This window comes from Lacisediminimonas sp. (assembly GCF_030645335.1).
In the GTDB taxonomy this organism is placed as follows: domain Bacteria; phylum Pseudomonadota; class Gammaproteobacteria; order Burkholderiales; family Burkholderiaceae_D; genus Lacisediminimonas.
This window is the reverse complement of sequence record NZ_JAUSNH010000187.1, coordinates 1-13,312: the sequence shown is the minus strand read 5'-3', so window position 1 is coordinate 13,312 and position 13,312 is coordinate 1. Positions and strand designations below refer to the sequence as shown.

The window sequence follows — 13,312 nt, the reverse complement described above, 5'->3', positions numbered from 1 at the left end:
GAACAGCATCCAGTCGCCTTTTTCCATCACGCGCTTCATGAACAGGTCGGGAATCCAGTTCGCGGTGTTCATGTCGTGGGTGCGGCGACGGTCGTCGCCGGTGTTCTTGCGCAGGTCGAGGAATTCCTCGATGTCCATGTGCCAGGTCTCGAGGTAAGCGCAGACCGCGCCCTTGCGCTTGCCGCCCTGGTTCACCGCCACGGCGGTGTCGTTGACGACTTTCAGGAACGGCACCACGCCTTGCGACTTGCCGTTGGTGCCCTTGATATGGGCGCCGAGTGCGCGCACCGGGGTCCAGTCATTGCCCAGGCCACCGGCAAATTTTGCCAGCAGGGCATTTTCCTTGATAGCGTCGTAGATGCCTTCGAGGTCGTCGGCAACCGTGGTCAGGTAGCAGGAAGAAAGCTGCGAGCGCTGGGTGCCGGAGTTGAACAGGGTCGGCGTCGAGCTCATGAAATCGAAGCTCGACAGCAGGTTGTAGAACTCGATGGCGCGCGCTTCGCGGTTGATCTCGTTCAAGGCCAGTCCCATCGCCACCCGCATGTAGAAAGCCTGCGGCATTTCGATGCGGGTGCCCTGCACGTGCAGGAAGTACCGGTCATACAGCGTCTGTAGGCCGAGATAGCCAAATTGCAGGTCGCGGTCAGGAACCAGCGCATCTGCCAGCTTGGCCAGGTCGTACTGTGCCAGCCTGGCGTCGAGCAAATCGGCCTGGATGCCCTTTTTGATGAAGCGCGGGAAATAGTCGAGGTAGTGTGCCTGCGCTTCGTTTTGCGCGACTTCCTGGCCGAACACTTCCTTGCGGATGGTGTGCATCAGCAAACGGGCGGTCACCAGGCTGTAGGCCGGGTCCTTTTCCATCAGCGCGCGCGCCGCCAGGATGGCCGACTTGTGCAACTCTTCAACCGGTACGCCGTCGTACAGGTTCTTGACGGTCTCGGCCAGGATCGCGTCGGCGTCGACATGCTTGTCGAGTCCGACGCACGCTGAAACGATCAGGTCGCGCACTTGCTGCATGTCGAGCGGACGGCGCTGGCCGTTCTCGGTCACATGCAGTTGCGCCGCCGCCGGCGTTGCCCGCGAAGCCTGTTGCTGCGCGCGCTCTTCCATTCGCTTGGCGCGATACAGCACATAGGCGCGCGCAACGTCGTGTTCACCGGAACGCATCAGCGCCAGTTCGACCTGGTCCTGCACGTCTTCAATATGGAAGGTGCCGCCTGCCGGCTGGCGGCGCACCAGCGCACCGACGATCGAGCTGGTCAACTGTTCGACCAGTTCGCGCACGCGCGCAGAGGCAGCGCCTTGTCCACCGTTGACGGCCAGGAAAGCCTTGGTCACGGCGATGGAAATCTTGGACGGCTCAAAACCAACCACGGAACCATTGCGACGGATGATGCGGTAATCGACCAGCGACACTTGCGGCTGCAAGGAACTCGACGTGCCGCCAGCCGGTGTCGGCATGACGTTGAATTCTGCGGGGCGCGAGGGATTGACTTCGGATGTTGAGTGCACTGGGCCTCCTGAACAATATTATTGGAGCAGCTTTGCTGCGAGTTCTTGTTTGCCCCAGGTTGCCGGGGCGGGAATGACGCTGCGCAGGCCATCAGTAGTGCTTGGCGTGATGACCGGCATGAAAAATGATTGTTGTTGGCAGTTCCGTCCTGTGGCCCGGCACTGCAGGGAAAGCACACCAAGCTACCGCGTGGACTGCTCATCAGAGAAATCCCCGGATGCGGATGAGATACTACATCTAGTGGGTTTGCTCATGGTGAGCACTAATTGTAGTGCCGGCTATCGCACCATGCAAGAGAAACATTTGTCGTTTTCTTGCGATTGCCAGGGGCTGTGGCGATTGACTTTCAGGCCTTGATCGGGAAGCTTAACGTGGTGGCGGGGGCGCTTGCCAACTGTCGCACTTGCAGCATTGCACGCAGCCGCGGCCAGTCGAAACAGGGGCCGGGATCGGTCTTGCGGCCCGGCGCTATGTGCTCGTGGCCGGCCACGCTGCGCAGCGGATAACGCTGCTGCAATGCGACAGCCAGCGCCGCCAGCGTCTCGTATTGTTGGTCGGCGAACGGACAAAAATCGCTGCCCTCCAGCTCGATGCCGATCGAAAAGTCGTTGCATCGCTCCCGCCCCTCGAACAGTGACACGCCTGCATGCCAGGCGCGCTCATTGACTGACACGAATTGCAGCAGCGCTCCGGCCCGGGTGATCAGGAAATGCGCCGAGACCCGCATACCGCGCAGCCGGTCGAAATAAGGATGCAGGTCGCAGTCGAGCCGGTTCAGAAAAAGCGCTGCTATATAGTGTGTGCAGAATTCGTCCGGCGGCAGGCTGATGTTATGCACCACCAGCAGGTCGATCACCGCCCCATCAGGACGCGGGTCGCAATTGGGCGAGCGCAGTTGCTGCGCCTGCTGGCACCAGCCGTCCGCGTCCACTACCAGGCCTGGGGGATCAGTCGGGTTCATGGATGGACAGTCGTTGCATCCGGTAGCGCAACTGGCGAAAGCTGATGCCCAGCAGTTCGGCGGCCTGGGTGCGGTTGAAATTGGTTTTTGCCAGCGCCCGCAGGATCAGTTCGCGCTCGACATCATCGAGATGCCCGGGCAGCGAGCATGGCAAGTGTTCCGGCGTGTTTGCCGCTGCGGCGCTGGCGTGCAGCGACGGCGGCGCTACCCGGAACGGTTCGGCTGCCGCTGGCGGACTGTCGGCAGACGGCTCGCGGATGGCCAAGGGGCCATCTGCATCCGGCAATCCCGGCTTCAGTGCCAGGTCGATCGGGTCGATGCGCTCGCCGTTTGAAAAAGCCAGCGCCCGCTCCAGCACGTTTTCCAGTTCACGCACATTGCCCGGGAACGGGTAATCGCGCAGCGCATCCAGCGCCGCCGGTGTCAGTATCGGCGCCGCAGCGGGCGCGGCCAGTCGCAACAGGATCGTTTCTGACAGCAGCGCGATGTCCTCCTTGCGTTCGCGCAGGGGCGGCAAGGACAATTCGATCACGTTGAGCCGATAGTACAAGTCCTGGCGGAAACGTCCCTGCTCGACACAAGCGGCGAGGTTCTGGTGGGTCGCGCTGATCAGCCGGACATCGACCGGTTCTTCCTGGGTGGCGCCGATCCGGCGCACCCGCCGCTCCTGGATCGCGCGCAGCAGCTTGACCTGCATAGCCAGCGGCAGGTCGGCCACTTCATCGAGCAGCAAGGTGCCGCCATTGGCGGCCTGGAAAAATCCCTCGCGGTCTTCATGGGCGCCGGTGAACGAGCCTTTGCGATAGCCGAAGAACTCCGCCTCCATCAGGTTTTCCGGTATCGCGCCGCAGTTGACGGCGACAAAAGCCTGGTCGGCGCGGGGGCTCTGGGCGTGAATGTCGCGTGCGGCCAATTCCTTGCCGGTACCGGATTCACCGGTGATGGCGACCGGCGCCATGCTGCGCGCGAGCCGCACGATCTGCGCCTGCATCATGCGGATTGCGCTGGAATTGCCCTGCAGCCGCAGCGCCGGCTGCCGCACCGGATCCTCGGCCACAGGCGGCACGCCGATGCGCAGCGCCGAGTGCACCATCTGGCGCAATTGCTCCAGGCGGACCGGCTTGGACAGGTAGTCGAATGCGCCGGCCTTCAATGCCACCACCGCATTGTCCGCGCTGCCATAGGCCGTAATCACGGCGATCGGTATGTTGCGCGCACCAGCCGCCACTTCCCGCACCAGTTCGATTCCCAGGCCGTCCGGCAGGCGCATGTCGGTCAGGACCATCGCGTACTCGCGGGTAGCCAACGCAAGCCGCGCCTGATGCAGGGTTTCGGCGCTGTCGACGTCAAGCCCCATCCTGATGAAGGTAATTTCGAGCAGCTCGCGCAGGTCTGCTTCATCGTCGACGACCAGGATTCGGGGGGAAGGCATCAGGCGTTCATGGCCGCTGTGGCCTGGTTTTCTGGCAAGGTGGAAAAGCTGATGACGAAACGGCCGTGGCTGCGCTGGCCGCCGGGCATCAGGTCGGGTCGGTAGTCATAGTCGAGCATGGCACCGTTATTCAAGCACAATTCCCGCGCGACGTAGAGTCCCAGGCCAGTACCTTTGCTGGAGGTGGTGTGGAAAGGCTCGAAAAGATGGGCCCGCACTTCCGGCGTAATGCCCGGCCCGTCGTCCTCGACATGCAGTTCGGGCGCACCGCCGGCACCGACTGCGGCCGACAGCCGGATACTGCCAGGGCCGCCGCTGGCATAGCGGCAGGCATTCGACAGCAGGTTCACGATCACTTCGCGCAGGTGCATCTGGTCGAACGCGATCGCCTTCTGCGGCACGCTGCCGATCACAATCATGCCTTCCGGCACCGCGCCGGCCGCAATGAATTCGGACACGATATCCACCAATGCCGCGCGCAATTCGAACGGCCTGGTGGTCGACTGCGCCTTTCTCGACAGTTTCAGGATGTCTTCGATCATGCGATTGAGCCGGACCACGTTTTCATCGACGATTTGCGCCAGCCGCCGTTGCGATGCGTCCAGGCGCTCTTCGGCCAACAAGGAGATGGCATAGGAAATGGCCGACAGCGGATTGCGTACTTCGTGGGCAATGCTGGCCGTCAGGCGTCCCATCGATGCCAGCTTCAACTGCTGCGCGCGGTTTTCGATTTCGCTGACATCCTCCAGGAAAATCACGGTCCGGTCCATGCCCCGGCCGACCGGCGCGGCCGGCACGAAGCGCAACCTGGCGTGAGTCACAGGCTCGCGCCGCACGGCCAGCAGGCTGGACGGCAATCCGCCGTCGGCATGCCTGATCATCACGAAAAACGGCGGGCTGGCCGCGCCTTCCTCGGCCGCAGGAAAGGCGCGCCACTGGCGCAACGCCTCGGTCACCGGCGCCAACTGCGGCAGGTCGGCCAGGCGCCGGGGCTGCGTTTCGTCGCCCATGGCCAGGCCAAGGATGCGTTCGGCAGCCGGATTGGCGACGTAGATCGTCGTCTGGCTGTCGACCACGAGAATGCCATCGCCGGTATCGGCGATCACGATGCGGTTGATCGCCTGCTGCGCCTGCAGTTTCGCTTCCCGCTCGGCGGCGAGGCTTTCCTGGCGCACCAGGCGTGCGGCCAGCCGGTTGAGCGCCAGCACCGCGAAAAAGAACGCGGCGCCGGACAGGCCCGACTGCGAGAACGAGGGCTCGGCGCCCTGCAACAGCAGTTCGGTACCGCTTTGCAGCAGCATGACCAGCGTCACCAGCGAAGCCAGGAACAAGGCCGGGATCATGGGCAACAGGATGGCGCCGCCGGCCAGCGGGAACAGGAACAGGATGCCCAGGCCGCTGCGCACGCCGCCGGCAGCTATATAGAACGCCGACATCACGATGATATCGACGGCAATGCCGGCCATCACCTGCAAAATGAAATTGCGGCGCAAGCGTGAGCCGAGCACCAGCGCCAGCAAGCCGAAGCCCAGGTACAGCACGCAAGCTTCGCGGTACAGGAACTGGTCGAATACCCAATAGCCCTCGCGACTGTTGAAGCTCAGGTAAAGCAGCAGGACGACCGCAATCGCCAGCCGGGTTCCATTGAACGCCTGCAAGGTGCGCCAGAAAGTCTCCCTCTCGCCGTCGGAGAGCTGCCGCAACGGTGCCTTCATGCGTCAGCCGCTATGTTGCCGGCGGTGCTCATCGCTGCAATAGGAAAGCTGGCCGTCGGTGGCCGTGACGGCTTCTGAAGAAGGTATGTGCAGTCCGCACTGGGCGCAGCGAAGCATGCTTTCCGACGCTGCGGCCGGTGCATCGGCCGGCGCGCCAGGCGCCGCCGACGATGCGCCGGGAGCGGCGCCGCCACTGTCGGCAGGACGCTCCCGCCGGGCCGCTTTTTGCCTGGCTTTCTTGGCGTGCAGGTACCACATCACGACAAAAAATCCGATGATGAACCACACCAGCATTTTCATGCGACACCCCTGTGCAACACGACTTCAAGCACGAAACGGCTGCCGACATAGGCCAGCAACAGCGTGGCAAAGCCAGCGAGGGTGAAGGTCAGCGCCGTCTTGCCGCGCCAGCCGCGCCAGTGGCGTCCGGCCAGCAAGACGCCGAACAGCAACCAGGACAGCATCGTGAATATCGTCTTGTGGTCGACCTTGAATGGCGTGCCGAACAGCTGCTCCGAAAAAACGATGCCCGACAGTACGGTCAGCGTCAGCAAGGCAAAGCCGAAGCCGATCAGGCGAAACAGCAGCTTTTCCATGGTCAGCAGCGCCGGCAGGCGCTCGATTGCGGCATCGAACCAGCCGCCCGGGCGCGGCGCGCCGCGATGATGCAGCCGGGACTCCTGCAGCGCCATCAGCACGGCATGGAAGGCGGCGATGGTCAGGGTGGCATAGGCCAGCATGGCGATGGCGATATGCCAGGAAAACAACACCGACTTGCCCGCCAGCGGCACCACGCTGCCGGGGAAAATGAGCGGCAAGGTCACGGCAACAGCGGCACAGGGCAGCACCAGCACCCGCAATCCGTCGAGCGTCATGTTGCGATTTTCGAACCACCAGGCGGCAACTGAAATCAAGAGTGTCGCCGACAGCACCGTGGCAAAGCCCAGGCGCAGCCCGCCGGGCGGCAGCGCCTCGGACCACAAGGCCGTGGCGTGCAGAAGCCAGCCGGCGACCGCGCCGGCCGAGACCAGGCGGCGCTGCGAAAGTGGTAAAAATGCACAGGTCGCGTACAGCAAGGCGGCAAGGAAAACGAAGGCATTTGGCATCGCGCAAGTCTACACCATGTGCCCCGCCGGCAACGCCCGCAAGCAGTGCTCGGCATGCTGGCGCATCGGGTAAAATTGCGCCTACTCCGCGATGCGCGCGGCGCTGTGTCGATGCGCGTCTTTCCTCTCTCGCCAGACCCGGGAACCATCCAATGCTGGACAATCTTACCCAACGGCTTGCCAAGGTCGTCAAGACCATGCGCGGCGAAGCCCGCCTGACCGAAACCAATACCGCCGAGATGCTGCGCGAAGTGCGGCTGGCCCTGCTGGAAGCGGACGTCGCCCTGCCCGCCGTGCGCGAATTCATTGCCCGCGTCAAGGAGAAGGCCCTCGGCGAGGAAGTGATCGGCTCGCTGACACCAGGGCAGGCGCTGGTGGGGGTGGTGCAGAACGAACTGGCCTCCCTGATGGGCGCGGATCTCGGGCCCGAAGCCTCGCAGCTGAACTTTGCAACGCAACCGCCGGCAATCATCCTGATGGCCGGCCTGCAGGGCGCGGGCAAGACCACCACCGTGGGCAAACTCGCCAAGTACCTGCGCGAGCAGAAAAAAAAGAAGGTGCTGACCGTTTCCACCGACGTCTACCGGCCGGCCGCCATCGGCCAGCTGGAAACCGTGACCAAACAGGCCGGGGCCGATTTTTTCCCGTCGCTGCCGACTGAAAAGCCGGTCGACATCGCGCGCAATGCAATCGACTTTGCCAGGCGTCACTATAACGACGTGGTCATCATCGACACCGCCGGCCGGCTGGGCATCGACGAGGCGATGATGCGCGAGATCAGCGAGCTGCATGCCGCGGTCAAGCCGATCGAGACCCTGTTCGTGGTTGACGCCATGCTGGGCCAGGACGCCATCAATACTGCCAAGGCTTTCAACGATGCGCTGCCGCTGACCGGCATCGTGCTGACCAAGCTCGACGGCGACGCCCGCGGCGGCGCTGCCCTGTCGGTGCGCCACGTGACCGGCAAGCCGATCAAATTCGCCGGTGTCGCCGAAAAGCTCGACGGGCTGGAGGCATTCGACCCGGTGCGCATGGCCGGCCGCATCCTCGGCATGGGCGACATCCTGGCGCTGGTCGAAGAAGCCCGCAAAGGCGTGGACGTGGCCGCGGCCCAGGAGCTGGCGCACAAGATCAAGGGCGGCGGCAAGTTCGACCTGAACGACTTCAAGTCCCAGCTTTCGCAGATGAAGAACATGGGCGGCCTGAGCGGCATGATGGACAAGCTGCCGGCCCAGTTCCAGCAAGCCGCCGGCGGCGCCAACATGGGCCAGGCCGAAAAACAGGTGCGCCGCATGGAGGGCATCATCAATTCGATGACGGCGCAGGAGCGCAGCAAGCCGGACTTGATCAAGGCCTCCCGCAAGCGCCGCATCGCCACCGGCGCCGGGGTCCAGGTGCAGGAGGTCAACCGCATGCTGGCCCAGTTCGACCAGATGCAGGCCATGATGAAGAAGCTCAAGGGCGGCGGCATGATGAAGATGATGCGCGGGATGAAGGGCATGCTGCCCGGCATGCGCTAAGGCCAATGCGGGCCAAAGCGGCGCTGCAATGCCGCTTTGCGCGCTGCACCCGGCCCCGCGATTGCGACGGCAATCAGCAAGCCAAGCGGGCCAAAAACAGCGCCCGGCCCGCCCCCGACTCCCGCCATGTGTCGCTCCGAGCGCTCATAGGGAGGCTCATAGAGGGGAAAATTGCAGAAATCGCTTGCATAGCTGATAAAAGCCTACGACTATAAGCGGTGCGTTTATTGGCGCATTTTCCCAAACTTTTGTGAAGGAGGTTCGAAGATGGCAACAGCCAAGAAACCGGCAGCGAAAAAAGCCGCCGTGAAGAAGCCAGCCGCAAAACCCGCAGCAAAGAAAGTCGTCGCAAAGAAAGTCGCAGCAAAACCGGCAGCAAAGAAAGTCGCAGCAAAGCCAGCAGCAAAGAAAGTCGCCGCAAAACCTGCAGCAAAAAAGGCAGCTCCTAAAAAGGCCGCCAAGTCCACTACCCCCCGCAAGCCAAACGCAGCATTCATGAAACCACTGACTCCGTCGAGCGCGCTCGCCGCAGTGATTGGCGCCAGCCCGATGCCGCGTACGGAAGTCACCAAGAAGATCTGGGACTACATCAAGAAAAACAAGCTGCAAGATGAAGCCAACAAGCGCAACATCAACGCAGACGATAAGCTGAAAGCTGTCTTTGGCGGCAAGAAGCAAGTGTCCATGTTCGAGATGACGAAACTCGTCGCCGGCCACTTGAAATAATCTTCTTTCCAGGTGCCAAACAAAAACGCCCGCTCACGCGGGCGTTTTTGTTTCCGGCTGCGCCCTTGCGGGACTGCGCACTTGTCCTGCGTCACCCACCGGTTGCTTCCCCGTTGCTTCCGCCGCTAGTCCCGGCAGTCGCGATGCGCGTTTGTTGAAGCGATAAGCATAGGTACAATCGGTACATCAGCCGCTGTCGAAGCGCGCTTTTTCCACCGCCATACAAAGGACCCCTCCTGCATGCACGACGACCTGCCCCTGATCTCGACCATCGCCGCCGCACTCGGATTCGGCCTGCTGTTTGGCATGCTGGCCATTCGCCTGAAGCTGCCGGCCCTGGTCGGCTACCTTGCAGCCGGCATCCTGATCGGCCCTTACACGCCGGGCTTCGTGGCCGACATGAAGTTGTCTGCGCAACTGGCAGAACTGGGCGTGATGCTGTTGATGTTCGGGGTCGGACTGCATTTCTCCGTCGACGACTTGCTCAAGGTCAGGAAAATCGCCATACCGGGCGCACTGCTGCAGATCGCCGTCGCCACGGGCTTGGGCGCAGGCCTGGCCCACTTGTGGGGCTGGGGCATCGGCGCCGGACTGGTATTCGGGCTGGCCTTGTCGGTCGCCAGTACGGTGGTGCTGCTGCGTGCGCTGGAAGACCGCGGCATCCTCGATTCGATCAATGGCCAGATTGCCGTTGGCTGGCTGGTGGTCGAGGACCTGGTCACGGTCATGGTGCTGGTGCTGATGCCGCCGCTGGCGGCCTATTTCGGCGGCGGCGACACCCAGGGTACCGCTGGCTTATGGAAAACCATTGCCATCACGCTGGGACAGATGGCGGCTTTCGTGGTCTTCATGCTGGTGGTCGGCCGCAAGCTGTTTCCGTGGTTGCTGTGGCGGGTCGCAAAAACCGGTTCGCGCGAACTCTTTACGCTATGCGTGATCGCCGCCGCGGTCGGCATCGCGTTCGGCTCGTCCAAGGTGTTCGGCGTGTCGTTTGCGCTTGGCGCATTTTTTGCCGGCATGGTGCTGCGGGAGTCGTCGCTCAGCCACCGCGCGGCACAGGAGTCCCTGCCATTGCGCGACGCCTTTTCGGTATTGTTTTTCGTCTCGGTCGGCATGCTGTTCGAGCCCCGGGTCTTGCTGGAAAGCCCGTGGCATGTGCTGGCAGTGGTCGCGGTGATCGTGATCGGCAAGTCCCTGGCGGCCTTCGCCCTGGTCCTGCTGCTGCGCTATCCGGTCAGCACGGCACTGACGGTGTCGGCAAGCCTGGCCCAGATCGGCGAGTTTTCATTCATTGTCGCCGGACTGGGCGTGTCGCTGAAGCTGCTGCCGATCGAAGGGAACAGTTACATCCTGGCCGGCGCAATCATTTCCATTGCGATCAACCCACTGGTCTTCAAGATCGTGGAGCCCGTCAACGCCTGGCTGGGCGCAAAATCAGAGCTGGCACGCAAGCTGGAGCGCACCGACGATCCCCTGGCCGAATTGCCGCTCACGACCGACCAGGCAAAGCTGACCGGGCAGGTGGTGCTGGTGGGCTACGGCCGGGTCGGGCGACTGATCTCGCAGGAACTCGATCGGGTCGGCGCCCATTTCGTCGTGGTCGAACAGAATCGCGAGCGCGTCGAAAAGTTGCGCAAGCGGGGCATTCCCGCAGTTGCCGGCGATGCCGCCGATGCGGCGGTGCTGATCCAGGCGCACATTGCCAACGCGCGCGTACTGGCCGTTGCAACGCCCGATACCTTTGGCGTGCGTGCGATGATTGAGACGGCGCAAGCGCTCAATCCGGACATCGCCATCGTCGTGCGCAGCCACAACGCAAGTGAAGCTGCGCTGTTGCGCCAGCAAAAGACGGCCAAGGTCTTCGTCGGCGAACAGGAGCTCGCCGACAGCATGTCGCGCTACGTTGTCGACCACCTGGCGCAGCGGGAAAAGCAGGCGCCGCACTGAAGCCTCGCCTGCCACTGTGCAAACGATGCCGCAGGCTGCGGCATGGTGACAAAAGGATGCTGCAGTGGCGCTCAGTGCGCCGGACGCAGCGCAGCAGCCGGTCGCGCCGGGTGCACTTGCCAGCGTTTCCACGCCGCCAGCACGGCGTTGGGGTAGTCCGGCCGGCCGCGACTGCCGTTATAGCGGCCCAGCGCCAGGAACAGATCGCCGCGTTCCATATCGATGTACATGCGCAATATCGAACAGCCATAGCGCAGGTTGGTCTGCATGTGGAACAGCTTGCGCGGGTCGCCATCGCCAATGACACGGGTCCAGAACGGCATTACCTGCATGTAACCGCGCGCGCCGGCATGGGACACGGCGTACTTGCGAAACGCCGACTCGACCTGCATCAGGCCCAGCACCAGTTCCGGCTCCAGGCCGGCACGGGTGGACTCGTACCACACTGTCTCCAGCAATTCCCGGCGCACCTGCGGATCGCGCACCCGCGAACTGAGCCGCTGCGACATTTCGCCCAGCCAATGCAGGTAGCGGATGCGTACTTCGATATCGTCATGCCGCGGCTGCGGCGGACTGGCGTCGGTAATCGCGCGCGACAGGGCAACCCGCACCGGGTCGGCCAGGGCCTCTTCGCGCTGGTTGCCGGCTAAGGCAAACAGCGCCGGCCACAATGCCGGCAGCAGCGCCAGCACCAGCCTGCGCCGCCAACGCTGCACGCCCCGAGGCCCGCTCGCTGCCGGCATCAGGCGGCCAGCTTGTCACGCAGGAAGCCGGCCATGTCGGCGACGGCAACCGGGGTGGCGGCAGCATCGCGCCGGCCCTGGTATTCCAGCGCACCCTCTTTCAGCCCGCGATCGCCGATCACCACGCGATGCGGCACGCCGATCAATTCCCAGTCCGCGAACATCGCGCCGGGACGCTCGCCGCGATCGTCAAGCACAACGTCGACACCGGCCCGCAGCAAATCCTGGTACAGGCTGTCGGTAGCTGCCTTGACGGCTTCGCTGCGGTCGTAGCCCATCGGACACAGCACCACTTCGAATGGCGCAATCGAAGCCGGCCAGATGATGCCGCGCTCGTCGTAGTTCTGCTCGATGGCAGCGCCGAGGATACGGGTCACGCCGATGCCGTAACAACCCATCTGCATCAGCTGCGGCTTGCCGTTGACGTCGAGGTAGGTGGCCTTCATGTCTTGGGAATAACGCGAGCCAAGCTGGAAGACGTGGCCGACTTCGATGCCGCGCTGGATCGCCAGTTCGCCGCGGCCATCCGGCGACGGATCGCCGGCGACCACGTTGCGAATATCGGCCACCAACGGCTCGGGCAAGTCACGGCCCCAGTTGACACCGGTGTAGTGATAGCCGGCATCGTTTGCGCCGCAGACGAAGTCGCTCATGGCTGCCACCGTCCGATCAGCAACGATATGTACGGTACGCACCGCGCCCAGCGGCCCGAGATAGCCAGGCGGGCTGCCGAACCACTCGTTGATTTCTCCCGGGCTGGCGAAGCGGAAGCCCGACAGCCCGGCAATCCGGGACGCCTTGATTTCATTGAGCTCATGGTCGCCGCGCAACAGCAACAGCCAGAGCTGCTTGTCGGCATCGGCCGTCGCCTCGACCGTCAGCACCACCGATTTCACGGTGCGCTCCAGCGGCAGGCCAAGCAAGGCTGCCACGTCTTCGCAACGTTCCTTGCCCGGTGTGGCGACTTTCGCCATTGGCTGGGAAGCCGCTGCGCGCGGCAGGGCCGGCGCCATCGCCTCGGCCGCTTCGATGTTGGCTGCATAGTCGGATTGCGGGCAGTAGACCAGCGCATCCTCGCCGGTATCGGCGATCACGTGGAATTCATGCGAGCCGGAGCCGCCAATGGCGCCATTGTCGGCAGCCACGGCGCGGAACTGCAGCCCGAAACGACTGAAGATACGGACATAGGCGTCGTACATCAGCTTGTATGAAGCCTGCATGCCTTCGACGTCGCGGTCGAACGAGTAGGCGTCCTTCATGATGAACTCGCGGCCACGCATCAGGCCGAAACGCGGCCGGCGCTCGTCGCGGAACTTGTTCTGGATCTGGTAGAAATTGACCGGCAATTGCCGGTAGGACTTGATTTCAGCGCGCACCACATCGGTAATCACTTCCTCGGAAGTCGGCTGGATGGCATAGTCGCGGCCATGACGATCCTTGACGCGCATCATCTCCGGTCCCATCTTGTCCCAGCGTCCGGTTTCCTGCCAGAATTCTGCCGGCTGGATCAGTGGCATCGACAGTTCAATGCCGCCGCTGCGGTTCATCTCTTCGCGGACGATGGCTTCGACCTTGCGGATCACCCGCAGGCCCATCGGCATGTAGCTGTAGATGCCGGCGCCCAACTTCTTGATCATGCCGGCGCGCGT

General features: G+C 63.3%; 11 protein-coding genes. 3 read left to right on the top strand and 8 right to left on the bottom strand.

Translation table 11 applies throughout. The features are described 5' to 3' along the window. The 6 genes from Q7T64_RS13185 to Q7T64_RS13160 form a co-directional block, all read right to left on the bottom strand. On the bottom strand, positions 1-1,461 hold a 1,461-nt coding region (locus Q7T64_RS13185), incomplete at its 3' end, for an ATP cone domain-containing protein (RefSeq protein WP_304796430.1). 398 nt (positions 1,462-1,859) lie between these two features. Further along, positions 1,860-2,474 (bottom strand): 1,6-anhydro-N-acetylmuramyl-L-alanine amidase AmpD, encoded by a 615-nt coding sequence (ampD, locus tag Q7T64_RS13180; protein ID WP_304796427.1) that lies wholly within the window; start codon positions 2,472-2,474, stop codon positions 1,860-1,862. Next, the gene (locus Q7T64_RS13175; RefSeq protein WP_304796424.1) at positions 2,461-3,906 is read right to left on the bottom strand and encodes a sigma-54 dependent transcriptional regulator; all 1,446 of its coding nucleotides are present in this window, start codon (positions 3,904-3,906) and stop codon (positions 2,461-2,463) included. The genes ampD and Q7T64_RS13175 overlap by 14 nt, the downstream gene beginning before the upstream one ends. Then, entirely contained in the window at positions 3,906-5,621 is a 1,716-nt protein-coding gene (locus tag Q7T64_RS13170; RefSeq protein WP_304796421.1) for a nitrogen regulation protein NR(II), read from the bottom strand. Before Q7T64_RS13170 ends, Q7T64_RS13175 begins: the two co-directional genes overlap by 1 nt. Before the next feature lie 3 nt (positions 5,622-5,624). Continuing rightward, positions 5,625-5,921, bottom strand: a complete 297-nt coding sequence (locus Q7T64_RS13165) for a PP0621 family protein (protein ID WP_304796417.1) — start codon at positions 5,919-5,921, stop codon at positions 5,625-5,627. Continuing rightward, entirely contained in the window at positions 5,918-6,727 is an 810-nt protein-coding gene (locus Q7T64_RS13160; RefSeq protein WP_304796413.1) for an inner membrane protein YpjD, read from the bottom strand. The genes Q7T64_RS13165 and Q7T64_RS13160 overlap by 4 nt, the downstream gene beginning before the upstream one ends. Before the next feature lie 152 nt (positions 6,728-6,879). Between Q7T64_RS13160 and ffh the strand changes: the two genes are divergently transcribed. The 3 genes from ffh (at position 6,880) to ybaL (ending at position 10,920) form a co-directional block, all read left to right on the top strand. Further along, a complete protein-coding gene (gene ffh / locus Q7T64_RS13155; RefSeq protein ID WP_304796410.1) occupies positions 6,880-8,247 on the top strand; it encodes a signal recognition particle protein in 1,368 nt (455 codons plus the stop codon). A gap of 267 nt (positions 8,248-8,514) precedes the next feature. Beyond that, entirely contained in the window at positions 8,515-8,973 is a 459-nt protein-coding gene (locus Q7T64_RS13150; RefSeq protein WP_304796407.1) for an SWIB/MDM2 domain-containing protein, read from the top strand. Between the two features lie 240 nt (positions 8,974-9,213). Beyond that, positions 9,214-10,920, top strand: coding sequence for a YbaL family putative K(+) efflux transporter (gene ybaL / locus Q7T64_RS13145; RefSeq protein WP_304796404.1), 1,707 nt, complete (start codon positions 9,214-9,216; stop codon positions 10,918-10,920). A 71-nt stretch (positions 10,921-10,991) separates the two neighbouring features. Here ybaL and Q7T64_RS13140 read toward each other — a convergent pair whose 3' ends face one another. Further along, positions 10,992-11,663: a lytic transglycosylase domain-containing protein gene (locus tag Q7T64_RS13140; protein WP_304796401.1), complete on the bottom strand. Its 672-nt coding sequence runs from the start codon at positions 11,661-11,663 to the stop codon at positions 10,992-10,994. After that, the coding region (locus tag Q7T64_RS13135) for a proline--tRNA ligase (RefSeq protein ID WP_304796398.1) at positions 11,663-13,312 on the bottom strand (1,650 nt) is incomplete at its 5' end. The genes Q7T64_RS13140 and Q7T64_RS13135, both read right to left, overlap by 1 nt.

Excerpts from the sequence above, each read along its gene's own strand:
- ampD (WP_304796427.1), bottom strand. The coding sequence starts at position 2,474 with ATGAACCCGACTGATCCCCCAGGCCTGGTAGTGGACGCGGACGGCTGG.
- Q7T64_RS13175 (WP_304796424.1), bottom strand. The coding sequence starts at position 3,906 with ATGCCTTCCCCCCGAATCCTGGTCGTCGACGATGAAGCAGACCTGCGC.
- Q7T64_RS13170 (WP_304796421.1), bottom strand. The coding sequence starts at position 5,621 with ATGAAGGCACCGTTGCGGCAGCTCTCCGACGGCGAGAGGGAGACTTTC.
- Q7T64_RS13165 (WP_304796417.1), bottom strand. The coding sequence starts at position 5,921 with ATGAAAATGCTGGTGTGGTTCATCATCGGATTTTTTGTCGTGATGTGG.
- Q7T64_RS13160 (WP_304796413.1), bottom strand. The coding sequence starts at position 6,727 with ATGCCAAATGCCTTCGTTTTCCTTGCCGCCTTGCTGTACGCGACCTGT.
- ffh (WP_304796410.1), top strand. The coding sequence starts at position 6,880 with ATGCTGGACAATCTTACCCAACGGCTTGCCAAGGTCGTCAAGACCATG.
- Q7T64_RS13150 (WP_304796407.1), top strand. The coding sequence starts at position 8,515 with ATGGCAACAGCCAAGAAACCGGCAGCGAAAAAAGCCGCCGTGAAGAAG.
- ybaL (WP_304796404.1), top strand. The coding sequence starts at position 9,214 with ATGCACGACGACCTGCCCCTGATCTCGACCATCGCCGCCGCACTCGGA.
- Q7T64_RS13140 (WP_304796401.1), bottom strand. The coding sequence starts at position 11,663 with ATGCCGGCAGCGAGCGGGCCTCGGGGCGTGCAGCGTTGGCGGCGCAGG.